Raw genomic sequence first — 24,592 nt, 5'->3', positions numbered from 1 at the left:
CCGCATCTGCTGTGTTCGCACACCGAGTGGCGGGCGCCGGGGGCGCAGTTCGCTTTTTGAGAGGACTGAATCAGCTCCATGGCGAAGATCCTGAAGTTCGACGAGGACGCCCGTCGCGCCCTCGAGCGCGGCGTCAACAAGCTTGCCGACACGGTCAAGGTGACGATCGGCCCCAAGGGCCGCAACGTCGTCATCGACAAGAAGTTCGGCGCCCCCACCATCACCAACGACGGTGTCACGATCGCCCGTGAGGTCGAGCTCGACGACCCGTACGAGAACCTCGGCGCCCAGCTGGTGAAGGAGGTGGCGACCAAGACCAACGACATCGCGGGTGACGGCACCACCACCGCGACCGTGCTGGCCCAGGCGCTGGTCCGCGAGGGCCTGCGCAACGTCGCTGCCGGCGCTTCGCCCGCCTCCCTGAAGAAGGGCATCGACGCCGCGGTCAAGGCCGTGTCCGACGAGCTGCTCGCGACCGCCCGCCCCATCGACGACAAGGCCGACATCGCCGCCGTCGCCGGGCTCTCGGCGCAGGACAAGCAGGTCGGTGAGCTCATCGCCGAGGCGATGGACAAGGTCGGCAAGGACGGTGTCATCACCGTCGAGGAGTCCAACACCTTCGGCCTGGAGCTCGACTTCACCGAGGGCATGGCCTTCGACAAGGGTTACCTCTCGCCGTACATGGTGACCGACCAGGAGCGTATGGAGGCCGTCCTCGACGACCCGTACATCCTGATCCACCAGGGCAAGATCGCTTCGATCCAGGACCTGCTGCCGCTGCTCGAGAAGGTCATCCAGGCCGGCGGCTCCAAGCCGCTGCTGATCATCGCTGAGGACGTCGAGGGCGAGGCCCTGTCGACCCTGGTGGTGAACAAGATCCGCGGCACGTTCAACGCCGTCGCGGTCAAGGCCCCCGGCTTCGGCGACCGCCGCAAGGCGATGCTCGGCGACATGGCCACCCTCACCGGTGCCACCGTCATCGCCGAGGAGGTCGGCCTCAAGCTCGACCAGGCCGGTCTGGACGTACTGGGCTCCGCCCGCCGCGTCACGATCACCAAGGACGACACGGTCATCGTCGACGGCGGTGGCAAGGCCGACGAGGTCCAGGGCCGCGTCAACCAGATCAAGGCCGAGATCGAGTCCACGGACTCCGACTGGGACCGCGAGAAGCTCCAGGAGCGCCTCGCGAAGCTGGCCGGCGGCGTGTGCGTGATCAAGGTCGGCGCCGCCACCGAGGTGGAGCTCAAGGAGAAGAAGCACCGTCTGGAGGACGCCATCTCCGCGACCCGCGCCGCGGTCGAGGAGGGCATCGTCTCCGGTGGTGGCTCCGCTCTGGTGCACGCCGGGAAGGTCCTCGAAGGTTCCCTCGGCAAGGAGGGCGACGAGGCCACCGGTGTCGCCGTCGTCCGCCGCGCCGTCGTCGAGCCGCTGCGCTGGATCGCGGAGAACGCGGGCCTCGAGGGCTACGTCATCACCGCGAAGGTCGCCGAGCTCGGCAAGGGCGAGGGCTTCAACGCCGCGACCAGCGAGTACGGCGACCTGGTGAAGGCCGGCGTCATCGACCCGGTCAAGGTCACCCGCTCCGCGCTGGAGAACGCCGCGTCGATCGCTTCGCTGCTGCTCACGACCGAGACCCTGGTCGTCGAGAAGCCGGCCGAGGAGGAGCCCGAGGCGGGCCACGGCCACGGCCACTCGCACTGAGGCGTCGCCGGACCGGCTGACACGTCGCAGAAGGCCCCTGCCCTGCCGCTCGGCGGTGGGACAGGGGCTTTCGGCGTTCAGCCGAGCGCGCCGAGCTGGCGCATCAGGCCGAGCACATCGTGGTGCCACCAGCCTTCCTGGATCTTGCCGTCCTTGAACCGGAAGATCGTGGTGCCCGTCATCGTGCACTGCTTGCCCGTGGGTGCGATGCCCATGAAGTCGCCCTTGTGGATGCCGGTCAGGGTCCACAGCGTCGCGACGTCGTCCCCCTCGCAGATCTGCCGGTCCAGGCTCACGGTGAAGTCGAAAGCAGAACGCCATCTGCTGACATCGCTCCGCAGACCGTCGCACCCGACCACGGTGTCCTCTTCCTTCAGGATGTCGTGGTCGGCGTAGTCGGCCGCGAACACCTCGTCGATGGCGTCGAGATTGCCGCCGGCGGCGATCTCGTGGAAGAACCGGCGTGACAGTTCCTGGTTCAACTGTTCGTCGCGCACCACGTCGAGGTCGGTGAAGGTCGGCGTTCCGTCGCAGAGCTCCACCATTTCCTGGAAGATCCGGTCGGTCTCCGGCAGCTTGGAGTTCGCCACCGCCTCTTCGTACGACGGAAATTCGACGATCTCGACGTAGTGTGCGCCGTCGGAGCGGTCCTTGCCGATCAAACTGTGGGTGGCGGTCCGCCTGCCCTTGGTCTGTTCGACCCATTGATCCATGAGGCGGTCCACGTCGTCGAACCGCTCGGTCTTGCAGTCGATTACTTGTACGAATTTCATGGCGTCTCCCGGTCTCACGGTTTGAGTGGGATGATCCCAGTCTAGGCGGATTGGGCCAGGCCCGACGGCAGAACTGGATCCGGCGCTGAACACCCGCGCGAGATAGACGCCGTAGGGGTTCGGAGCTGCTGTCCTTTGAACAGCATCAGCCAGTAGCCACGCGGCTACTGCGACCCCGTACCACTGCGATCTCGTGCTACTGCGACCCGTACTACTGCGACCTCGTGCTACTGCGACCCCGTACTACTGGGGCCCGTACTTGCGGCCTGTCTTGGAGGTGATCCCTCCGAGCAGGCCGCGCGGCGCGAGTTTCGCCGCCCCCATGAGCACTTTGTACCGCGGGTCCGGAATCGACACCGACTTGCCCCGGGCCAGATCCGCCAGCGCCGCCGCCACCAGCTTGTCGGCGTCCAGCCACATCCACCCGGGGATACCGTCGGTACCCATCCCGGCCCGCTCATGGAACTCCGTACGGACGAAGCCGGGGCACAGCGCCATCATCCGCACCCCCGACCCGGCCACGTCCTTCGCCGCGCCCTGCGTGAACTGCACGACCCACGCCTTCGATGCCCCGTACGTGCCGCGCGGCAGGAACGCGGCCACCGACGCCACGTTCACCACCCCGCCGCGTCCGCGCGACCGCATCCCGGGGACCGCAGCGGCGGTCAGCCGCAGCACCGCCTCGCAGTGCACCTTGAGCATCGTCAGCTCGTCGGCCAACGGTACGTCCAGGAAGCGGCCCTTGTTGCCGAAGCCGGCGTTGTTGACCAGCAGATCGACCACGTTCCGGGAGTCCGCGAGGCGCTTCTCGACCGCCGCGATCCCGTCGTCCGTGGCGAGGTCCGCGGTCAGCACCTCCGCCTCGATGCCGTGCCGGTCGTGCAGCTCGGTCGCTTGATCACGTAGCCGTTCGGTGTCCCGGGCCACCAGGACGAGGTTGTGGCCGTCCGTGGCCAGCCGCCGCGCGAAGGCGGCTCCGATTCCGGCGGTAGAACCCGTGATCAGTGCAGTCGTCATGAGCGGAACGTTAGTGCCCCGCGTGCCCGCCCGAGTGACCGGCGGTGCGGTCGGTGACGTGTCCCGCCTGCCACCCCTTGTCGACCACCACGAACTGCCCCATCATTCCGTGGTCCTCGTGGTCGAGCAGATGACAGTGATACATGTACGGATGGTCGGGATCGGACGGTCCGTCGAAGCGCACCGAGATCTTCACCGTCGCACCGAGCGGCATCGCGATGGTGTCCTTCGGCCCGCGCAGCGACGGTTCCGGTTCCTTCCCGTTGACCGACACGACCCTGAACTGCACATCGTGGACAGGGAAGTTGTGGGTCATGTCACCGCCGTTGTGCAGCGTCCACACCTCGGTGGTGCCACGGGTGACCATCGGCACCGGTCCACAGCCAGGCGAACCCGCCGCCGAGCAGCCCGACGAGCACCGCCGACACCGAGCCGAAGATGATCAGTACCCGCTTGAGGCGCCCACGCCCGCTGGTCTTGGTCATGGGGCCGACCCTCCCTCGGCAGGCCCCTGTTCGGCATCGGGTGGATCCCTGACGAGCCCCCTGAGCGAACCCTAGGAGCGCCTCCCGGTCCCTTGCTCGCTGTACTCGCGTGCCACGGCCAGCAGGCCGGGTTCCATCCACTCGGCGGCCACCAGCGTGCGCGGCAGCAGTTCACGCTCCGTGGTCACCGCGCGGAACAGCAGCGCCACCGTGATGTCGTGGTCGGGCCGGTGCACCACCTCGATCGGGTCGCCGGCGCTGAACTCACCCGTCTCGATCACCCGCAGCAGCGCGCCCGGCGCCCCGGCCCGTGTGAAGCGCCTGACCCAGCCCTTTTCGCCGAGGTGGCCCTGGAACGTACGGCAGGGGATCCGGCCGCCGGTGACCTCCAGCACCACGTCGGGGCCGACCCGCCACCGCTCACCGACCAGAGCGCCGCTCACATCGACGCCACTGGTGGTGAGGTTCTCGGCGAACGAGCCGTCGGCGAGCGGGCGCCCGAGCCGGTGCTCCCAGTCGTCGAGGTCCTCCCTCGCGAAGGCGTACACGGCCCGCCCCTCGCCCCCGTGGAACCGCAGATCGCAGACCGCGTCTCCCTCGACCCCACCGGCTCCCACGCCCTTGGGGCCCGGTGCGAACACCCGTACCGGCCCGTCGACCGGGCGTTTGTCGACACCGGTGAGGCCCCCCTCGGCATCCGTGTAATCGGCGTGCTTCGCCCGCCCCACATTCAATGACAGAAGCTTCATACCGGCAGGTTAGAGGGGGCGTTGTCCAAGCCACAAAGCGAAAATCGCCGCTTGCCCCAAGTGTCTCTTATGCTCGCCTCATGATCGAGGCTCGCCATCTCCGTGTCCTGCGCGCAGTCGCCGCCACCGGTTCCTTCTCGGCAGCCGCCCGTGAACTGGGCTGTACCCAGCCGGCGGTCAGTCAGCAGATGAAGGCGCTGGAGGCTTCGTCGGGTACCACGCTGCTGGTTCGGACGGGCCGGGAAATGCGGCTGACCGAGGCGGGCGACGTCCTGGTGCGGCACGCGGCGGGCATCCTCGCCGGGCTGACCGCCGCCGAGGAGGAGGTCGCCGCGATCGCCGGGCTGCGGTCCGGCCGGGTCCGGCTGGTGTCCTTCCCCAGCGGTAGTTCGACACTGGTCCCCACCGCGCTCGCCGCCCTGCGTGCCGCGCATCCGGGGACCCGGGTCTCGCTGGTCGAGGCGGAGCCGCCGCGCTCCGTCGACATGCTGCGCCAGGGCGACTGCGATGTGGCGCTCGCCTTCCGGTACGGAGCGGGCACCGGCGAATGGGACGACCTGGTCGTGCGTCCGCTGCTCACCGACCGCATGGTCTGCCTGGTGCCCGACGGTCACCGGCTCGCCGGTGCGGCCGCCATCGGGGTGGCCGACCTGGCCGGCGAGCCCTGGATCACGGGCTGCCCGCGCTGCCGCCGTCAGTTGGTCGAGGTCTGCGAGAGCGCGGGATTCACGCCGCGGATCGACTTCGCGACCGATGACTACCCCGCGGTGATCGGGCTGGTCGGCGCCGGGCTCGGCGTCGCGGTCCTGCCGGAGCTCGCGATCGGAACGGTACGCCGCAGGGGCACCAGCGTGCTGCCGGTCGAGCCCGCCGTGCAGCGGGAGATCGTCGCGCTGACGCTGCCGGATCTGGCCCGGGTGCCGGCCGTGGCGGCGACACTGGACCGGCTTGCCGGGGTCGCCGCACGCTGACGGGACGTCGAGTCGTGGATGTCGGGTGCTTGGGGTTTGCGGGCCTGGAGGCCCGGCCTGCGGGAACGTTTCTGCTGCGAGGTGGGCGGCCGCGGGTCCGTCAGCCGGGGCCCGAGCCGTTGGGGGTCGCGGCGGCGATCAGCCGGTTGCGGGCCCGCCCCATGAGTTCCTCGCGCTCGTCCTCGGTCAGCCCGCCCCACACCCCGTACGGTTCCCGCACGGCGAGCGCGTGGGCCGCGCATTCGGCGCGGACCGGGCACCGCATGCAGACCTCCTTGGCCGAGGCTTCGCGGGCGCTGCGGGCCGCGCCCCGTTCGCCCTCCGGGTGGAAGAACAGCGAGCTGTCCACCCCGCGGCAGGCCGCGAGGAGTTGCCAGTCCCACAGGTCGGCGTTGGGTCCGGGAAGGCGGGAGAAATCTGCCATTGCTTGTCCCCTTGAAGCCGTTGTCAGGCGGGGGCGGTGACGTCGACCGCGCCCCGCGACGGTACATCCGCGATGTAAGTAGATGTAAATATGACTCATTACGAATCTAGTCACATACGCGGGCGAAACGGAAGAAAAGCAGCTGAATGGGTTATGTCCGGCCAATAACCCCAGGTGACGCGCATGACTCTCCTCCGCAACCGACTCCTCACGTAGAGTGCTGAAGGCGGCCGTCCGGCCCGTAACTCTTTCGAGTGACCGTCGTTGAGAGTGCGTGGGCGGTTGAAACAACAAGCGCTCGGGCACATGTCCGAGAGGCGTCGACCGCACAGGTGACGATTCGTACCCAGCCTGGAGGCTCAAGGTGACGCGCATCAGCTGCGGAGGGCGGTCATGACATCCGTCCTCGTCTGCGACGATTCCCCGCTTGCCCGAGAAGCGCTCCGTCGCGCGGTCGCGACCGTGCCCGGCGTCGAGCGTGTGACGACGGCGGCCAACGGCGAGGAAGTCCTCCGCCGCTGGGGCGCCGACCGTTCGGACCTGATTCTGATGGACGTACGCATGCCCGGTCTGGGCGGCGTCGAGACCGTGCGGCGGCTGCTCTCCGCGGACCCCGGCGCTCGGATCATCATGCTGACGGTCGCGGAGGACCTTGACGGAGTGGCTCTCGCCGTCGCCGCGGGCGCCCGTGGCTATCTGCACAAGGACGCCTCGCGCGCCGAGCTGCGGGCGACGGTGACCCAGGCACTCGCGGACCCGACGTGGCGGCTCGCCCCGCGCCGGCTGCGTTCGGCCGAGATGGGAGCGGCTCCCACGCTCACCGCGCGGGAGATCCAGGTGCTCGAAGGAATGAGCCACGGCCGCTCCAATGCGGAGATCGGCCGTGAGCTCTTCCTCTCCGAGGACACGGTGAAGACGCACGCCAGGCGACTGTTCAAGAAGCTCGGCGCCTCCGACCGCGCGCATGCGGTGGCGCTCGGCTTCCGCTGGGGTCTGGTGCGTTAGAGCACGGCCAGCAGGACCCCCGTCCGCCCGACGGCGGACGGGGTGGCGGACGCCCCAACTCGGTTTTCCGAGCGATGCCGCATCCTTGAGGTGTGGAGGTCCTCGGGGACGAGTCGTTCGAGCGGGAGGGGAGGGCGCAGCGGATGAGTTCCGGCGCACTTGCTCATAACGCTTCAGTGCACAACTACGAGCCCGGTGGAGCGGATGGTCCGGCGCCGGGGCACCATGGTCCGATGCGCGAGGACGAGGCTTCGAATGCCCATGCGGCCATCGGCGCACTCGTTCATCTCGCCGTCGACGGTGACCAGCAGGCGACCCACGATCTGCTGGCCCACGTCCATCCGCTGGCCCTGCGCTACTGCCGCACCCGGCTGAACCGGCTGCCCGGTGATGCCCGTCACTTCGTTGAGGACCTCGCGCAGGAGGTCTGTGTCGCCGTCCTGATGGCGCTGCCGCGCTACAAGGACACCGGGCGGCCGTTCGAAGCCTTCGTCTTCGCGATCGCCACGCACAAGGTCGCCGATCTCCAGCGGGCGGCGATGCGCCATCCCGGATCCACCGCTGTGCCCTCGGACGAGATGCCGGAGCGGCCCGACGATTCGCTCGGTCCTGAGGAACGGGCGTTGCTCAGCAGTGATGCCGCCTGGGCCAAGAAGCTTCTTGCGAACCTGCCGGAGAACCAGCGCGAGCTGCTGGTGCTGCGCGTCGCGGTCGGGCTGACCGCCGAGGAGACCGGGCAGATGCTGGGGATGTCGCCCGGCGCCGTTCGGGTGGCACAGCACCGGGCGCTGAGCCGGCTGCGGGCACTGGCCGAGCAGTAGGAAGCACAGAAGCTGTTGTCCGGTCGCCGCTGGGCTCGGGGCTTCCAAGGTCCGGTGATCATGCAGATCGTGGAATGAGACGCCCCCGGAGCCCGTTAGCATGGACATCCGCACCGATCAAGGCCATTTGGGGAAGGTGTCATGACTGCAAACGTCGACGGAGTGCCCGAGAAGTTCGCGACGCTCGGGCTGACGTACGACGATGTGCTGCTGCTGCCGGGCGCGTCGGACGTGCTGCCGAGCGCGGTCGACACCTCGTCCCGGATCTCCCGGAACGTCACGGTGAACATCCCGCTGCTCTCCGCGGCGATGGACAAGGTCACCGAGGCCCGGATGGCCATCGCCATGGCCCGTCAGGGCGGTGTCGGCGTGCTGCACCGCAATCTGTCGATCGAGGACCAGGCCAACCAGGTCGACCTGGTGAAGCGCTCCGAGTCCGGCATGGTCACCGACCCGATCACCGTGCACCCGGACGCGACGCTGCGCGAGGCCGACGAGCTGTGTGCCAAGTTCCGCATCAGCGGTGTCCCGGTCACCGATCCGGCGGGCAAGCTGCTGGGCATCGTCACCAACCGTGACATGGCCTTCGAGTCGGACCGCAGCCGGCAGGTGCGCGAGGTCATGACCCCGATGCCGCTGGTGACCGGCAAGGTCGGCATCTCCGGCGCGGACGCCATGGAGCTGCTGCGCCGGCACAAGATCGAGAAGCTGCCGCTGGTCAACGACGCGGGCATTCTCAAGGGCCTGATCACGGTGAAGGACTTCGTCAAGGCCGAGAAGTACCCCAACGCCGCCAAGGACGCCGAGGGCCGGCTGCTCGTCGGCGCGGCCGTCGGGGCGAGCCCCGAGGCGCTGGACCGGGCCCAGGCGCTGGCCGAGGCCGGTGCCGACTTCCTGATCGTCGACACCTCGCACGGTCACAACAGCAACGCCCTCAACTGGATGGCGAAGATCAAGTCGAGCGTCCCGGTGGACGTCATCGGCGGCAACGTCGCGACCCGCGACGGCGCCCAGGCCCTGCTCGACGCGGGCGTGGACGGCGTCAAAGTCGGTGTCGGCCCCGGCTCGATCTGTACCACCCGGGTGGTCGCCGGGATCGGCGTTCCCCAGGTCACCGCGATCTACGAGGCGGCGCTCGCCGCCCGCGCGGCCGGTGTCCCGGTGATCGGCGACGGGGGTCTGCAGTATTCCGGCGACATCGGCAAGGCGCTCGCGGCCGGCGCCGACAGCGTGATGCTGGGCAGTCTGCTCGCCGGTTGCGAGGAGTCCCCCGGCGAGCTGCTCTTCATCAACGGCAAGCAGTTCAAGTCGTACCGCGGCATGGGCTCGCTCGGCGCGATGCAGACCCGCGGTCAGGCCAGGTCGTACTCCAAGGACCGTTACTTCCAGGCCGAGGTCTCGTCCGACGACAAGCTGGTGCCGGAGGGCATCGAGGGCCAGGTGCCCTACCGGGGTCCGCTGGCGAACGTGCTGCACCAGCTCGTCGGCGGTCTGCGCCAGACGATGGGCTATGTGGGCGCGGCCTCCGTCGACCAGATGGAGAGCAAGGGCCGGTTCGTCCGGATCACCTCGGCGGGCCTCAAGGAGAGCCACCCGCACGACATCCAGATGACGGTCGAGGCGCCGAACTACACCCGGCGCTGAACTGCCCACGTATTACCGCACAAGCCCGACCGGCCGATGGCCGGCCGGGCTTCGGTATGAGCGTCGGGGATACTGGAACGGCATACGTAGAGGGAAAGGCCACACATCGTGACTGAGATCGAGATCGGGCGCGGCAAGCGCGGCCGCAGGGCGTACGCGTTCGACGACATCGCCATCGTGCCGAGCCGGCGCACCCGGGACCCGAAGGAGGTCTCGATCGCCTGGCAGATCGACGCCTACCGCTTCGAGCTGCCGTTCCTGGCCGCACCGATGGACTCGGTCGTCTCGCCGAGGACCGCCATCCGCATCGGCGAGATGGGCGGCCTCGGCGTGCTGAACCTCGAAGGCCTGTGGACCCGGTACGACGACCCGCAGCCGCTGCTCGACGAGATCGCCGAGCTCGACGGGGAAACCGCGACCCGTCGCCTGCAGGAGATCTATGCGGCCCCGATCAGGGAGGATCTGATCGGTCAGCGCATCAAGGAGGTCCGCGACTCGGGTGTGGTCACCGCCGCCGCGCTCTCCCCGCAGCGCACCGCCCAGTTCTCCAAGGCCGTGGTCGACGCGGGTGTCGACATCTTCGTCATCCGCGGTACGACGGTCTCCGCCGAGCACGTCTCCGGCGCGGCCGAGCCGCTGAACCTCAAGCAGTTCATCTACGAGCTGGACGTCCCGGTCATCGTCGGCGGCTGCGCGACCTACACCGCGGCGCTGCACCTGATGCGTACCGGCGCGGCGGGTGTCCTCGTCGGCTTCGGCGGCGGCGCCGCGCACACCACCCGCAACGTCCTGGGCATCCAGGTGCCGATGGCGACCGCGGTCGCCGACGTGGCGGCGGCCCGCCGGGACTACATGGACGAGTCCGGCGGTCGTTACGTGCACGTCATCGCCGACGGCGGCGTCGGCTGGTCCGGCGACCTGCCGAAGGCGATTGCCTGCGGCGCGGACTCGGTGATGATCGGCTCCCCGCTGGCCCGTGCCTCGGACGCCCCCGGCCGGGGCCGCCACTGGGGCATGGAGGCCGTCCACGAGGACGTGCCGCGCGGCAAGCTGGTGGACCTGGGCATCGTCGGCACCACCGAGGAGGTCCTGGCGGGGCCTTCGCACATCCCGGACGGCTCGATGAACTTCTTCGGGGCGCTGCGCCGCTCGATGGCGACCACGGGCTACAGCGAGCTGAAGGAATTCCAGCGCGTCGAGGTGACGGTGGCCGACGCGCAGCACAAGCGCTGAAACCGGCCCCGCCCGGTTACCCGGATCCCCGCTGCACCGGTCGAACGGCAGCGGGGATTCGTGGTGTCTGCGGTCAGACCGCCCGCTTCATGCCGGCGAAGGACGCGCACACCGCGATCACGATGAACACGTAGCTCATGAAGTCCGAATCGGCCCGCCAGGCCTCGTTGAGCAGGCCGAAGTGCTGGAAGAACAGCTCGGACACGGAGACCGGGAGGTGCTTCGTGGCGATGATCGCCTCGCCGAGCAGCTGGCCGAAGTAGATCGAGGCCAGCGAGAGAACGGCGCTGATCCCGGCGAGCGCCAGGTGGTCGCCGCCCACCTTGCCCGCGGCGAAGCCGATGATGAAGCCGACGGCGATGGCCGCGTAACCGATCTCGTGGCTGGTGGCGCCCAGGATGCCGCCGTAGGCGGCCCCCACGGCGATGGCCGCGACGAGGGCCACCACCACACCGCCGGCGAGGTTCTTCCGCACTGGGGCGGGCGGCGGAGCCATCGGGTAACCGAAGCTCTGCGGCGGCTGGGCCGGCTGCGTCGGGTCGGACGGGTATGGCGGTGGTACGGGCTGGCTCATGCTGAATCCCCCCTGGGACGAGTACGCACTGGTGTGCGGTAAGCGAACGCCGCAGGCTAGCAGTCCGCAGCGACAAGGGGGGTGGCGGGGCTCACGGGGTCGTTGGGCTCTCGGCTTCGGTGGCTCCCGGGGTCGTCGGGCCGTGGCGGGCGGTCGCGTCTCACAGGCGGTGGGCGGCCCCGATCGGGGTGGCGCCCCGGGTGTCCAGCAGGAGCTGGGCCTTCACCGCGAGGCCCTGGAGGTCGTAGGTGCGGTGGTGCTGGAGGAGCAGGGTCAGATCCGCGTCCGCCGCGGCTTCGTAGAGGGAGTCGGCTCGCGGGACCGGTACGTCGCGGATACGCCAGTCGGGGACGTACGGGTCGTGATAGCTGACCGATGCGCCGAGGTCCATCAGCCGCCGGGCGATTTCGCCGGCCGGGGAGTTCTCCTGGTCGGCGAGGTCCGGTTTGTACGTCACCCCGAGCAGCAGCACCCGGGCGCCGCGGGCGGACTTGCCGTGCTCGTTGAGCAGGGTGGCGGAACGCTGGATGACGTACTGCGGCATACGGTCGTTGACCTGCTGCGCGAGTTCCACCATGCGCAGCGGGCGGGCCGCGTGCGGCGGGCCCGCGGTGTCCACCGGGACGCCGTGGCCGCCGACGCCGGGGCCGGGGCGGAAGGCGTGGAAGCCGAAGGGCTTGGTCTCGGCGCAGCGGATGACGTCCCAGAGATCGACGCCGAGCTCGTGGCAGAGCACCGCCATCTCGTTGACCAGTGCGATGTTGACATGCCGGAAGTTGGTCTCGAGCAGCTTGGTCATCTCGGCCTCGCGTGGGCCGCGGGCCCGCACCACCTTGTCGCTGAGCCGTCCGTAGAAGGCCGCGGCCGACTCGGTGCAGGCGGGGGTGAGGCCGCCGATGACCTTGGGCGTCGCGGCATACGGGTGATTCCGACTGCCCGGGTCGAGCCGACTGGGGGAGTAGGCGAGATGGAAATCCCGGCCGGCCCGTAGTCCGGAGCCCTCTTCCAGCAGGGGGCGCAGGATTTCCTCGGTGGTGCCCGGATAGACGGCGGATTCGACGATGACGGTGGTGTGCGGGCGCAGCCGTGCCGCGAGTGCGCGGGTCGCGTCGGTGACCGGAGCGAGATCGAGTGCCCGGTCCTCGCCGAGTGGCGTCGGAGCACAGATGACGGCAGTACGGACCCGGCCCAACTGGGCCGGATCGGTGACCGGCCGGAAGCCCCCCGAGAGCATCCGGCGGATGTCGGCGGCGCTGAGCGAACCGTCGACGGGGGTGTGCCCCGCGGACAGTTGCAGCAACCGGTGCGGGTCGGTGTCGTAACCGATGGTTTCGAGGCCGGTGGCGACAGCGGCCTGTGCGAGCGGCAGGCCGAGGTGGCCGAGTCCGATGACGGCGAGATCTGCGGGCATGGGGTGGTCCGTCTTCCCAATAGCCGGAGGGGGACGATGACGCAAGTCCTGTGGACAGCGCAATGTCAGGTTAGGAGTAAATATGACCGATTTGCGGTATTGGGCGGTTCATGTCGGCCGAGTGTTGTCCACAGGCGGTGGCTGAAGTCGTCGAAGGCGGACAGAATCGGGGGTGTACGACCGACCCGATCTACGCGGGAGGCAACAGTGAGGACAGCGACACTGGGACCCGACGAGCGCACCGAGGCGATCGCCGGAATGGCCGAGCGTGAACTGGACGTACTGGTGGTGGGCGCCGGTGTGGTGGGCGCGGGGACGGCGCTGGACGCCGCCACGCGCGGCCTGGCGACCGGCCTCGTCGAGGCGCGGGACTGGGCATCGGGCACATCGAGCCGGTCGAGCAAACTCATTCACGGCGGTCTGCGCTATCTGGAGATGCTCGACTTCGCTCTGGTCAGAGAGGCGCTGAAGGAGCGCGGCCTGCTTCTCGAGCGGCTCGCCCCGCACCTGGTGCGGCCGGTGCCGTTCCTGTATCCCCTGCAGCACAAGGGCTGGGAGCGGCTCTACGCGGGCTCCGGTGTGGCGCTGTACGACGCCATGTCGTTCTCCTCCGGACATGGCCGCGGCCTGCCGACCCACCGCCATCTGACCCGCAAGCACGCCCTGCGGGTGGCGCCGGCCCTCCGGAAGGACGCCCTGGTCGGGGCCCTGCAGTATTACGACGCGCAGATGGACGACGCGCGTTACGTCATGACCTTGGTGCGGACGGCCGCGAGCTACGGCGCGCTGGTCGCCAACCGGACCAAGGTGGTCGACTTCCTGCGCGAGGGCGAACGGGTCGTCGGCGTCCGGGTGAAGGACGTCGAGAGCGGCGCGGAGCACGAGATCCGCGCCAAGCAGGTGGTCAATGCCACCGGGGTGTGGACCGACGACACCCAGGCGCTGATCGGTGAGCGGGGGCAGTTCCATGTCCGGGCGTCGAAGGGCATCCATCTGGTCGTACCCAAGGACCGAATCCACTCCACGACCGGGCTGATCCTGCGGACCGAGAAGTCGGTGCTGTTCGTGATCCCCTGGGGCCGGCACTGGATCGTGGGCACCACCGACACGGACTGGGATCTCGACAAGGCACACCCCGCGGCGTCCAGCGCCGATATCGACTACCTGCTGGAACACGTCAACTCCGTGCTCGCGGTGCCGCTGACCCGGGACGACGTCGAGGGGGTGTACGCGGGACTGCGGCCGCTGCTGGCCGGCGAGTCCGACGCGACCAGCAAGCTCTCCCGGGAGCACACGGTCGCGCATCCGGTGCCCGGCCTGGTGGTGGTGGCCGGCGGCAAGTACACGACCTACCGGGTGATGGCCAAGGACGCGGTGGACGCGGCGGTGCACGCCCTGGACCAGCGGGTCGCCGAGTGCGTCACGGAAAACGTGCCGCTGATCGGCGCCGAGGGCTACAACGCGCTGTGGAACGGCAGGGCGCGGCTGGCCGCACGGACGGGTCTTCATGTGGTCCGGGTGGAGCACCTGCTCAACCGCTTCGGCGCCATGACACAGGAGTTGCTGGAGCTGATCGAGAAGGATCCTTCCCTGGGCGAGCCGCTGACGGGTGCCGACGACTATCTGCGGGCCGAGGTGGTTCATGCCGCGTCGCACGAGAGCGCGCGCCATCTGGACGACGTGCTCACCCGCCGCACCAGAATCTCGATAGAAACCTTCGACAGGGGAACACGCTGTGCCAGAGAGGCCGCCGAGCTGATGGCGTCGGTGCTCGGCTGGGACAAGGGCCAGATCGAGAAGGAGATCGAGCACTACGAGAAGCGGGTGGAGGCGGAGCGGGAATCGCAGCGGCAGCCGGACGACCTGACCGCGGACGCGGCGAGGCTGGGCGCTCCGGACATCTCGCCGCTGGCATGACCCCCCATCGGGGCCCGGCCACGGGGGGACGGCCGGGCCTGCGGACCCCGCACCATCACCGGTCCCGGAGTGAGGGACAATGGTCGCTCTGCCAGGGCGGGTTGAACGCAGAGGGGACGCATGTCGGAGGCGGAGCAGGCGAAGGAACCCACGGGGCGCCTCCTGGCTGGGCGGTACCGGCTTGGAGGGGTGCTCGGTAAGGGCGGCATGGGCACGGTCTGGCGGGCCGTGGACGAGACACTCGGCCGCACCGTCGCAGTGAAGGAACTGCGTTTCCCCTCGGCGATCGACGAGGACGAGAAGCGCAGGCTCGTCACGCGCACCCTGCGCGAGGCGAAGGCGATTGCCAGGATCCGCAACAACGGAGCGGTGACCGTCTACGACGTGGTGGACGAGGACGACCGGCCGTGGATCGTCATGGAACTCGTCGAGGGCTGCTCGCTCGCCGAGTTGGTGCGGGAGAAGGGCGTGCTCACCCCCAGGCGCGCGGCCGAGGTGGGCCTCGCGATTCTCGACGTGCTGCGGCTGGCGCACCGTGAAGGCATCCTGCACCGTGATGTGAAGCCGTCCAACGTACTGATCGCCGAGGACGGCCGCGTCGTACTGACCGACTTCGGGATCGCGCAGGTCGAGGGCGACCCGTCGGTGACCTCGACCGGCATGCTCGTCGGTGCCCCCTCGTACATCTCGCCGGAGCGCGCCCGCGGGCACAAACCCGGCCCTCCTGCCGACCTGTGGTCGCTCGGCGGGCTGCTGTACGCAAGCGTCGAGGGTGCGCCTCCGTACGACAAGGGGTCGGCCATCGCGACCCTCACCGCGGTGATGACCGAGCCCGTCGACCCGCCGAAGAACGCGGGCCCGCTGACGGAGGTCATCTACGGCCTGCTGGCGAAGGACCCGGCCCAGCGACTCGACGACGCGGGTGCCAGGACTCTGCTCAACGCGGTGATCAACGCCCCCGATGCGCCGGAGCAGGCGGACGACCCGGTGCCCTTGGACGCCACCCGGGTGGTTCCGCTGCCCCCGGCGCCGGACGAGCCGAAGGCCAAGGCCAAGCCGGTAGCGAAGCCGAAGGCCAAGCCGGTAGTGAAGCCGAACCCGAAGCCGCAGTCCGGGCTCCGGGCCGAGTCCCAGCCGAAGACGCTCGGCGCGACGTCCGCGGAGCCCGGTGCACCCCGCGAGTTCAAAGTTCCCAAGGTGCTGGACACGGCCGCCGCGGAACGCGTGCGCAGCGCGCTGAAATCGGTGCGCACGGCGCGATCCGAGGCTGCCCCGGCCAAGCCCGCCGGTGCGGCGGGCGGGCCCCCGGCCCGGGTCAGGGCGCCGCTCACCGACGTCGTTCCGCGCCGCACCCTGGTGATCATCGCCGCCGTCATCGTGCTGGCTCTGCTCGGGACCGTGCTCGCCTTTTCCCTGAGCGGTGACGGCAGCAAGGGCAACGGCAGCAAGGCCAAAGCCGGCACCGGCACGTCGAGCGGAAAGAGCGCCGGGCCCGACAGCACGGGCAAGGCGAAGCCCGACGAGCCGAGTGGCAAGCCCGGCCAGGAAGCGACCGGCAGTCAGGGGAACGGCAAAGCGAAGGGGAAGGACAGCGGCGGCGCGTCGTCGAACACCGGTGACCCCTCATCGACCTCGCCGTCCGGTTCCGCGCTGCCCAGTGGGTACAAGACGATCACCGACGGCCGGTTCCACTTCTCGATGGCGATGCCCGCCTCGTTCACCCGCGGATCGATAGCGGGTCAGAACTCGGGCGGCATATACAGCGCCCACCGGGACTTTCCGCGCGTCCAGGTCGACTTCACCGACTCTCCCAAGGACGACGCCGCTGCCGCCTGGCGGGCCTCGGTGACGGCCGTGTCGGGAAGCAGTAACTCCTACAGGCATCTCGGCATCGCGAAGGTCGACTACAAGGGGTATCCGACCGTCGCCGACTGGAAGTTCGAGCGGGAGCAGAACGGCGAGCGCGTCCGGGTGCTCAACCGCGGGTTCAAGGTGGACGCCCACCGCGGTTACTCCATCATGATCAGCTGCAAGGCGAGCGAGTGGGACGGCGACGCCTGCCGCACGCTGCGTGATACGGCGTTCAGGACGTTCAGCCCCAAGAAGTGACCGCGAACACGTATCGTGAGAGGACGCGGACCGTACGCAGCCGCAATGGGCCCGTAATCGACCGTAATTGACGGTTTGATGTGGTCCCCTGACCAAGGAACAGCGCGCTCCGGGGAGGCGTCGTGGACGAGTATGCGGGAAGGGTTCTTGCCGACCGCTACCGCCTTCCGCTGCCGCCTTCCGACGAGTTCGAGCTTGCCGAGACCCGCGCCTTCGACACCTACAGCGGACAGGAAGTCCTGGTCAGACAGGTGCCGTTGCCCGAAGTCGTCGATGCCGAGGTGCTGGACGAGGGCGCCGGCCCCGGCGTCGGGGCAGGTTCCGGCGTGCCGTCTCCCCGGCGGCCCTCGGCGGGCACCACCCGGCGGCCCACCGAGCCGGCCGTCCGGCGGGCGATGGAGGCGGCGCAGTCCGCCGCGCAGATTCCCGATCACCCCCGCCTCGACCAGGTCTTCGACGTGTTCGCGGAGGGCGGTTCGCTCTGGGTGGTGAGTGAACTCGTCGCGGCCAGACCGCTGGCGGCGTTGCTCGCCGAGAAGCCGCTGAACCCGTACCGGGCCGCGGAGATAGCCGCCGATGTGCTCACCGCGCTCCGGGTGCTGCACGCCCATGGCTGGACGCACCGGAACATCACCGCCCGCACGGTGCTCGTCTGCGAGGACGGCCGGGTGGTGCTGACCGGCCTGGCATCGGGCGCGGCGGAGGAGGCGCTGTGCGGCTACGATCCGGTGCCGGCACCGGACTTACCGCCGGAGAGCCCGCCGGAGCCGGACCCGGACGCGCCTCCGGAGCCGCAGGCGCAGGCGCCTCAGGAGCCCGACCCGTCGCAGACGCGGTACGACCACCCTTACGGCGACACGATGCCCGCACAGCGGCAGGCCCCCGCCGCCGGCGCGAGTGCGGAACCCGGGGCCGATACCGCCCTGCCCGCCCTCCGGGGCGGCGGCTCGGGAGACATCAGGGCCGCACGCGCCGGTGCGATCGCCGCCTACCGTGCGGGTACCCGCGCCGCCGCCCGGGTGAGTGACGTCGAGCGGCAGGAGTTGGCGGGCCACTGGTACGACGCCGAGCCACGACCTCGCGACACCGTCCTGCCCTCGCAGGTCACGGAGCAGCAGACAGTCGCCGGGGGCTGGAACCGCGCGACGGCGGAGTCCGTCGCCCCCGTTCGCCGCGGCCCCGCGACACCGCTCGCCGCGGAGCGGGCCAGGCAGGCGCGGATCGCCGTCGTCGGGCCGGTCACCGAACGCTGGGCGCCCGAACAGGCGGGCCCGGTCCATGAGAACTGGCAGCTTGCCGCCCCGGTCGGTCCCGCCACCGACCTGTGGGCGCTCGGCGCGCTGCTGTTCCGGTCCGTCCAGGGCCATGCGCCGTATCCGGAGGAGAGCGCGGCCGAGCTCGTCCAGCTGGTGTGCGCCGAGCCGCCCGCGTTCGCCGAGGAGTGCGGCCCACTGCGGCCGGTCGTCGAGTCGTTGCTGCGTCAGGACCCGACGGAGCGCCCGGACATGGAGGAGCTGCGCGGCTGGTTGCGTTCGCTCGTACGGTCCGCGCCGGAGCCGGACGCGGGACAGGGCATCGTGCCGGTTCCCGCCGTCGACGCCGCGCGGCTGCCGATCGTGCGGCGCAGAGGGGAGCTGGTCCGCAGGCGCCGCAACCGCAAGGCCGCTGCGGCCGACGTGCACGGCAGGCATCGCCAGCGGAAGCGGGGTGACCGGCGCGGTGAGACCGAAGCCGTCCCGTCCGTACAGGCCATGGAGCCGGTCACCGCTCGCCGGACCGCCCCACAGTGGTCAGCGCAGCCCCGCGGCGGCGGGCAGCCGCGCTCGCTCGGCCGCACCCTGGTCATCGTCATCCTGGTCGTGCTGATCGCCGCGCTGGTCTACGCGCTGAAGTTCATGCCCGAGGCCGGGACCCGGCAGTCCGGCAGCAGCGGTGCACCCACCGCCGTCCCCACCGGGCCGGCGACCGGGGCTTCCGCCGGGACCTCCGCCGGGAAGTCGGACACCGGGCCCTCGCAGCAGTCGCAGTCGCCCGGGGAGCCGCAGGGCACCGAGCCGGACAGCGGGGGACCGGCCGCCGGATACGCCGTTCGCAAGGACCCCGAGGGATTCAGCGTCGCGGTGGACAAGGACTGGGAGCGCCGCCCGGTCAACGACGCCGGACAAATCCGTTATCTCGGCGGCGATTTCGAGCTGATCGTCGTGCCGGGCCGCGACAGCGTGAAGGACGACGGCGCCGACCCGATGGCGTATCAGCGCAACAAGGAGCGGGAGCTCAAGCCGTTCCGTGACTCCACGTGGTCGTCCGCTGCCGGGCTGCGCCGGATCGACGTCGGGACGCAGGCCATGGCGGAGGGGCAGTTCACCTGGCAGGACAGCAGTGGCCGCGAGGTTTTCGTCCGCAACGTAGCGATGATCATCAGCGGTCGGTACCACATCGTGCAGGTCATCGGGCCCGAGTCGCAGCGCGACAAGGTCACCGAAATCTATGACCAGGCCGTATCCAGCTACCACGCCGACACGTAACCACCCCGCAGGCAGAGGGTGGTGGGCTCCCGTCACAGTGCGGTATCACGGTCCGCCCCGAGGTTCCACGACCGAACCTCCGTCCGTAACCTGGCAGTCGAGGGAACGGGGACAGGGGCACGTGGAACACACTCACAGCGCGGACTTGGTGCTCGCGGACCGATACCGGCTGGGCGAGCTCATCGGCCGTGGCGGTATGGGCAAGGTCTGGCGCGCCCACGACGAAGTACTGCACCGGACCGTGGCGGTGAAGGAACTGACGGCCGGTCTGTACGTGGCCGAGGCCGACCGGGTCGTCCTGCATGCCCGGACCCAGAAGGAGGCGCGCGCCGCCGCCCGGATCAACCACCCGGGCGTGGTCACGGTCCACGACGTGATCGAGTACGACGACCGTCCGTGGATCGTCATGGAGTACGTCGACGGCCCCTCGCTCGCCGACGAGGTCAAGGAGTCGGGCCCACTGTCACCCGCCGAGGCCGCCAGGGTCGGGCTCCACGTGCTGGGCGCGCTGCGGGCCGCGCACACGGCGGGGGTGCTGCACCGGGACGTGAAGCCGGGCAATGTGCTGCTCGCCCGGGACGGCCGGGTGCTCCTCACCGACTTCGGGATCGCCGCGATCGAGGGTGATTCCGAGATAACCCGGACCGGCGAGATCGTCGGTTCCATCGATTACCTGGCTCCCGAGCGGGTCTACGGTGAGGCTCCGGGCCCGGCCTCGGACCTGTGGTCACTGGGCGCCACGCTCTACACCGCCGTCGAGGAGCGCTCCCCCTTCCGCCGCACCTCGCCGATCTCCACCCTGCAGGCGGTGGTCAATGACGAACTGCCGCCGCTCGAACGGGCGGGGCCACTGGAGCCCGTCATCACCGCGCTGCTGCGCAAGGACCCCGCCGACCGGCCCGATCCCGTCGAGGCCGAGCGGATGCTGCTCGACGCGATGGAGGGACGCCGGCCGAAGGAGGCCCAGGCGTACGTCCCGACGCAACTGCTCGCGAAGGGGGTGCTGCAGGAAGCCACGACCAACAGACAGGCGATCCCGGACCCGGTGGCCGAATCCGCCCCGCTCCGCGCAGCCGGACCCCGGCGCCGGCGGCTGCGTACGCTCGTACTGGTGATGGTCCTGGCGGTGCTGGCCGGTGGAGTGGTCGGCTTCGGCGCCATGAAGTACAAGAACCGGCCCGGCAGTTCCACCGCAGGTGAGGTGCGGACGCCCGGGCCCACCCCGCGTAGCGGAAGGCCCAAGTCGCAGCAGGGTCTGCCCGACGGCTGGAAGCGGGTGCAGGACCCTGAAGGGTTCAGCCTCGCCGTACCGGACGGCTGGGAGCGGCAGACGGACGGAACGGGGGAGATCGACTACACGCCCGACGACGGCAACCACTTCATCCGGATCAGCGTCGACAACAGCCCGGACTACGAGACCCCGTATCTGCACGAGCTGGCTCTGGAACCTCAGCTCGATCGGCTGCCGGACTACAAGCGCCTGACCCTGCACGTCAACAACTTCCGGGACCAGGATGCCTCGCTCTGGGAGTTCACCTGGACCGAGACCAAGGACCACCCGGGCCTGCGCCGCGCCATCGACCAGATGTACAACGTGGACCACGGCCGGGCAGAGTACGCGATCTACATGGGTGGTCCGGCCGGTGACTGGAACCGCCAGCGGTTCGACACGGTCCTTCGCTATTGGCAGCCGCCGAGCTGACCACCCGGCGCGGGGAACGTAGGGGGAGCACGAGTGCCACACGACGCACCATCGCGGAACAGCCGGCTGATCGCCGGACGTTACCTGCTCGGTGACCGGATCGGCAGAGGCGGTATGGGCACCGTCTGGCGGGCGACCGACCAGCTGCTCGGCCGCGAGGTCGCCGTCAAGGAGCTGCATCCGGAGACCGGAGCGGCCCCCGCGTCGGCGCTCCGCGAGGCGCGTGCGGTGGCGCAGATCAAGCACCCGCATGTGATCGTCGTGCACGATGTGGTCGTCGAGGACGAACGCCCGTACATCGTCATGGAACTGGTGGTCGGCGGCTCGCTGGCCGACCGGCTCAAGGACCACGGACCGGTCGACACCCGGGAGGCCGCCGGAATCGGGATCGCGTTGCTCGGCGCGCTCCGGGCGGCACACGCCCGGGGGGTGTTGCACCGGGACATCAAGCCCGCCAACGTCCTTCTGGAGGACGGCGGCCGGGTGGTGGTGACCGACTTCGGGATCGCCCGGGTCGCGGGAGCCACGACGATCAGCGAGACCGGGGCCTTCATCGGCTCTCCCGAGTACACCTCCCCCGAGCGGATGCAGGGCGGGACCGCCGGTCCGGAAGCCGATCTGTGGTCGCTGGGCGCACTGCTGTGTGCCGCGCTGAGCGGTGAATCGCCCTTCCACCGCGACTCGCTGGGCGGGGTGCTGCACGCCGTCGTCACCGAAGAGATCCGCCCGCCGGCAGCGGTGGGCCCGCTGCTCCCCGTCGTACGGGGGCTGCTGGCGCGGGACCCGGCACAGCGGTTGACCGCCGACGAGGCCGAGCGGCTGCTCGCCGGTTACGTCTCCACGGACCCGGCCGCCGACCAGGAGCCGGCCACCGTCCCCACGCAGGCCCCGGTCCCCGCTCCGGCCGCGGCCGCCGGCGAGTCGGCCCCGCTCCCGCAACCGGCCGGGGTCGCTCCACCGCCGGCCCCACCACCGCGTCGGCGGTTCACCGGCCGTACCGCCCTGGTCGTCGCGGTGCTGGCGGTGGCGGTTGCCGGTTCGGCCGTCGCGCTTGCCGTCCGGGAGGACGGCTCGTCGACGGGTAAGGCCACCGCACGCCACAGCGCACCGGCATACGAGCCGTCCAAGGCGTCCCCGAGACCGGCCCCGACCGTCACGGTGACCCGGCAGCCCGCTGCCACGGCCGGCGGAAGCGGGTCCGGTGGCCGCGACGCCCGTCCGGTCAGTTCCGCGTCCGGCGGTTCCGACGCCCCGGCCGGATACCGCACCGCAGGCGATCCGGGTGGCTTTTCGCTCGCCGTGCCCAGCGACGCCACCCGTTGGACCGATGGCGAGCGGATCTACTACATGACGCCGGACAAGGTCTTCCGTATCGGCATCCGGATCCACGGAACCCCCGGTGACGGCCCGGTCGCCGCCCAGCAGGCGTCGGACACCGCGGGCCCCTCCACCAACCCGGGCTATCACGACGGCCGGGTCACCGCCACCACCCACGACGGACACGACGCCGCGCTCTGGGAGTTCAGCTGGAACGGCTTCTCGAAGGCCGAGGGGCAGCGCCACACTTATGACCTCTGCTGGGAACAGGACGGCCACCTCTACGACGTCTGGGTCTCGGCCCCCGTCGGCAGCATCGACACGGCGAAACGGCACTTCGACACGGCCGTGGACTCGTTCACGGCCGCCGGCTGAGGTGGGCACGGGTCAGTAGGCATGGACGAGCGATCTATGGCGCGCCAGGATGGAGATCATGAGCGACAACGGGGGGCGGGCCGACGAGCCCACGAGCTATGGTCTGCGGCCACCGGCACCGCGGCAGCCCGAAACGCCGCAGCCCGAAACGCCGCAGCCCGAAGCGCGGCGGTACGAACCGACGCAGGTGTCCGCGGTCCGGCCCCCCGAGGACGCCGACGTGGGGCGGGTGCTGGGTGGCCGTTACCGTCTCGTCAGCCGACTGGGTCACGGCGGGATGGGTACGGTCTGGCGCGCGCACGACGAGGTCGTCGACCGCGATGTGGCGATCAAGGAACCGCGGGTCCCGGACCATCTGCCGGCCCGCGAGCGCGAGAACGTCTATCTGCGGATGCAGCGCGAGGCGCGTGCGGCGGCCCGGATCGATCACCCCTCCGTCGTCACCATGCATGACGTGGTCGTCGAGGACGGCAAGCCGTGGATCGTGATGGAGCTGGTGCACGGCCCCTCGCTGCGCGACCGGCTCAGCGAAGGCACCCTGGACGTCAGGGAGGCCGCGCGTATCGGCCTCGCGGTACTCGGCGCCTTGGGCGCGGCGCACGCGGCGGGCGTGCTGCACCGCGACGTCAAGCCGGACAACGTGCTGCTCGGCCGTGGTGAGCGCGTGGTGCTCACCGATTTCGGCATCGCCCAGGTGGAGGGCGAGCAGGGTCTCACCGAGACCGGCGCGTTCGTCGGCTCACCCGAATACATCGCCCCCGAACGGGTGTTGGGACAGCGCCCCGGTCCCGAGTCCGATTTCTGGTCACTGGGCGTGGTGCTCTACGCGGCGGTGGAAGGGGTGTCCCCGTTCCGCCGCTCGAACACTCCTGCCACGTTGCAGGCCGTATTGAGCGCCGAGCCACAGGTGCCGGCCCGTGGCTCGGGCGCCTTCGGCACGCTGGTGATGCAGCTGCTGCGGAAGAATCCGGTGGACCGGCCGGACGCGGCCGAGATCCGGCAGACGCTGGATTCGGTGGCCCGCCCGCCCCAGCCGACCGCCGTGCAGCCGCGCGGTTTCGGTCCGGCCGGGGCGCTGTCGGATCCGTCGGCGACCAACATCTGGGTTCCGCCGGTCCTGCACCGCAACCGCAAGGCCCAGTACGGCTTCGGCGCCGCACTGCTCGCCGTGGCGGTCGTGCTCGTGCTGATCTTCGCCGACCCGTTCGGTGGCGGGGGTCTGCCGTCCGGCTGGCTGGTGCGCCCGGAGACCGAGGTGCTCAAGGCGGACGTCGCCGTACCCAAGGACTACCAGCGTGTCGAGGGTGACTCCGACGACAACACCGTCACCTACTGGGATCCCAGCGGGGTCTTCTCGGTCTTCGTCGACCGGGTGGACACCGCGACCGCCGACGCCGCCGCCACCGATGACGACACGGTGATCGGCCCGGACCCCGACGCCTGGAAGAAGCACTACGAATCCGGCGGCGACAACGGAACGGAGCTCTCGAAGCCCCACGTCACCGTCAAGCCCCTGGACCATCAGGGGCAGCACGCCTCGGAGATCATCACCGACTTCGTGGCTCCGTCGGACAGCAGCGACACCCCGGTCATTCACCGCTACCACGAACTGCTCGTCCCGGGCAGGGCGAACGGCAAGCACAAGGTCACGGTCTACTGGCGGCTGCGGGTCACCGGCCCCGCGCACGGCTGGGCCGCGAAGGTCGGCGACCAGTTGTTCTCCGACACTGCGGCACATCTTCGGATCGACGGGCTCTGAGCCGCATCCCGCATGATCGAGCGGCATGAGCCACCTGATCAGGGCTTATGCCGCCAGTGATCGCTGGCGGTATAAGGGGG

The 24,592-nt window shown here is 70.1% G+C and carries 20 protein-coding genes; 12 read left to right on the top strand and 8 right to left on the bottom strand.

The features are described 5' to 3' along the window. Positions 1 to 78: 78 nt before the first annotated feature. Positions 79 to 1,701 carry a chaperonin GroEL gene (gene groL / locus AB0M87_RS11450; protein ID WP_365851731.1) on the top strand — a complete coding sequence of 541 codons (1,623 nt, stop codon included), beginning with the start codon at positions 79 to 81 and terminating at the stop codon, positions 1,699 to 1,701. Positions 1,702 to 1,778: 77 nt separating this feature from the next. On the opposite strand, the gene AB0M87_RS11445 is transcribed toward groL, so the two are convergent. The 5 genes from AB0M87_RS11445 to AB0M87_RS11425 all read right to left on the bottom strand — a co-directional run bounded on the left by AB0M87_RS11445 (position 1,779) and on the right by AB0M87_RS11425 (position 4,725). After that, positions 1,779 to 2,474, bottom strand: a complete 696-nt coding sequence (locus AB0M87_RS11445) for an ester cyclase (RefSeq protein WP_365851730.1) — start codon at positions 2,472 to 2,474, stop codon at positions 1,779 to 1,781. A 243-nt stretch (positions 2,475 to 2,717) separates the two neighbouring features. Beyond that, positions 2,718 to 3,491, bottom strand: coding sequence for an SDR family oxidoreductase (locus AB0M87_RS11440; protein WP_365851729.1), 774 nt, complete (start codon positions 3,489 to 3,491; stop codon positions 2,718 to 2,720). Positions 3,492 to 3,501: 10 nt separating this feature from the next. Next, entirely contained in the window at positions 3,502 to 3,858 is a 357-nt protein-coding gene (locus tag AB0M87_RS11435) for a multicopper oxidase domain-containing protein (protein ID WP_365851728.1), read from the bottom strand. Continuing rightward, positions 3,809 to 3,976 carry a hypothetical protein gene (locus AB0M87_RS11430; RefSeq protein ID WP_365851727.1) on the bottom strand — a complete coding sequence of 56 codons (168 nt, stop codon included), beginning with the start codon at positions 3,974 to 3,976 and terminating at the stop codon, positions 3,809 to 3,811. The genes AB0M87_RS11435 and AB0M87_RS11430 overlap by 50 nt, the downstream gene beginning before the upstream one ends. 71 nt (positions 3,977 to 4,047) lie before the next feature. Then, complete coding sequence (locus AB0M87_RS11425) at positions 4,048 to 4,725, bottom strand: MOSC domain-containing protein (protein WP_365851726.1); 678 nt, start codon at positions 4,723 to 4,725, stop codon at positions 4,048 to 4,050. Positions 4,726 to 4,805: 80 nt separating this feature from the next. Here AB0M87_RS11425 and AB0M87_RS11420 point away from each other — a divergent pair, with 80 nt between their 5' ends. After that, on the top strand, positions 4,806 to 5,696 hold the full coding sequence (locus AB0M87_RS11420) for a LysR family transcriptional regulator (protein WP_365851725.1): 891 nt from the start codon (positions 4,806 to 4,808) through the stop codon (positions 5,694 to 5,696). A 100-nt stretch (positions 5,697 to 5,796) separates the two neighbouring features. On the opposite strand, the gene AB0M87_RS11415 is transcribed toward AB0M87_RS11420, so the two are convergent. Next, entirely contained in the window at positions 5,797 to 6,120 is a 324-nt protein-coding gene (locus AB0M87_RS11415) for a WhiB family transcriptional regulator (RefSeq protein WP_365851724.1), read from the bottom strand. A gap of 393 nt (positions 6,121 to 6,513) precedes the next feature. Between AB0M87_RS11415 and AB0M87_RS11410 the strand changes: the two genes are divergently transcribed. The 4 genes from AB0M87_RS11410 (at position 6,514) to AB0M87_RS11395 (ending at position 10,823) form a co-directional block, all read left to right on the top strand. Continuing rightward, on the top strand, positions 6,514 to 7,125 hold the full coding sequence (locus AB0M87_RS11410) for a response regulator transcription factor (protein WP_003948568.1): 612 nt from the start codon (positions 6,514 to 6,516) through the stop codon (positions 7,123 to 7,125). Positions 7,126 to 7,358: 233 nt separating this feature from the next. Then, complete coding sequence (locus tag AB0M87_RS11405; protein ID WP_365851723.1) at positions 7,359 to 7,946, top strand: sigma-70 family RNA polymerase sigma factor; 588 nt, start codon at positions 7,359 to 7,361, stop codon at positions 7,944 to 7,946. Between the two features lie 141 nt (positions 7,947 to 8,087). After that, positions 8,088 to 9,590 (top strand): IMP dehydrogenase, encoded by a 1,503-nt coding sequence (gene guaB, locus AB0M87_RS11400; RefSeq protein WP_365851722.1) that lies wholly within the window; start codon positions 8,088 to 8,090, stop codon positions 9,588 to 9,590. Between the two features lie 108 nt (positions 9,591 to 9,698). Further along, positions 9,699 to 10,823: a GuaB3 family IMP dehydrogenase-related protein gene (locus AB0M87_RS11395; RefSeq protein ID WP_365851721.1), complete on the top strand. Its 1,125-nt coding sequence runs from the start codon at positions 9,699 to 9,701 to the stop codon at positions 10,821 to 10,823. Positions 10,824 to 10,896: 73 nt separating this feature from the next. On the opposite strand, the gene AB0M87_RS11390 is transcribed toward AB0M87_RS11395, so the two are convergent. Both AB0M87_RS11390 and AB0M87_RS11385 read right to left on the bottom strand, forming a co-directional pair. Beyond that, positions 10,897 to 11,397, bottom strand: coding sequence for a hypothetical protein (locus AB0M87_RS11390; protein WP_365851720.1), 501 nt, complete (start codon positions 11,395 to 11,397; stop codon positions 10,897 to 10,899). Between the two features lie 160 nt (positions 11,398 to 11,557). After that, positions 11,558 to 12,808: a nucleotide sugar dehydrogenase gene (locus AB0M87_RS11385; RefSeq protein ID WP_365851719.1), complete on the bottom strand. Its 1,251-nt coding sequence runs from the start codon at positions 12,806 to 12,808 to the stop codon at positions 11,558 to 11,560. Between the two features lie 207 nt (positions 12,809 to 13,015). On the opposite strand from AB0M87_RS11385, the gene AB0M87_RS11380 reads away from it, so the two are divergent. The 6 genes from AB0M87_RS11380 to AB0M87_RS11355 all read left to right on the top strand — a co-directional run bounded on the left by AB0M87_RS11380 (position 13,016) and on the right by AB0M87_RS11355 (position 24,512). Further along, a complete protein-coding gene (locus tag AB0M87_RS11380) occupies positions 13,016 to 14,725 on the top strand; it encodes a glycerol-3-phosphate dehydrogenase/oxidase (RefSeq protein WP_365851718.1) in 1,710 nt (569 codons plus the stop codon). A gap of 120 nt (positions 14,726 to 14,845) precedes the next feature. After that, complete coding sequence (locus tag AB0M87_RS11375; protein ID WP_365851717.1) at positions 14,846 to 16,834, top strand: protein kinase; 1,989 nt, start codon at positions 14,846 to 14,848, stop codon at positions 16,832 to 16,834. 122 nt (positions 16,835 to 16,956) lie between these two features. Continuing rightward, positions 16,957 to 19,359 carry a protein kinase gene (locus tag AB0M87_RS11370; RefSeq protein WP_365851716.1) on the top strand — a complete coding sequence of 801 codons (2,403 nt, stop codon included), beginning with the start codon at positions 16,957 to 16,959 and terminating at the stop codon, positions 19,357 to 19,359. A 148-nt stretch (positions 19,360 to 19,507) separates the two neighbouring features. Beyond that, positions 19,508 to 21,061, top strand: coding sequence for a serine/threonine-protein kinase (locus tag AB0M87_RS11365; protein WP_365851953.1), 1,554 nt, complete (start codon positions 19,508 to 19,510; stop codon positions 21,059 to 21,061). Between the two features lie 33 nt (positions 21,062 to 21,094). After that, positions 21,095 to 22,753 (top strand): serine/threonine-protein kinase, encoded by a 1,659-nt coding sequence (locus AB0M87_RS11360; protein ID WP_365851715.1) that lies wholly within the window; start codon positions 21,095 to 21,097, stop codon positions 22,751 to 22,753. A 58-nt stretch (positions 22,754 to 22,811) separates the two neighbouring features. Next, on the top strand, positions 22,812 to 24,512 hold the full coding sequence (locus AB0M87_RS11355) for a serine/threonine-protein kinase (RefSeq protein WP_365851714.1): 1,701 nt from the start codon (positions 22,812 to 22,814) through the stop codon (positions 24,510 to 24,512). Positions 24,513 to 24,592 lie beyond the last annotated feature (80 nt).

Origin of the sequence: Streptomyces sp. NPDC051320 (genome assembly GCF_040682175.1) — a bacterium.
In the GTDB taxonomy this organism is placed as follows: domain Bacteria; phylum Actinomycetota; class Actinomycetes; order Streptomycetales; family Streptomycetaceae; genus Streptomyces.
The sequence above is the reverse complement of the archived record's forward strand: the minus strand, read 5'-3'. Positions and strand labels throughout refer to the sequence as shown.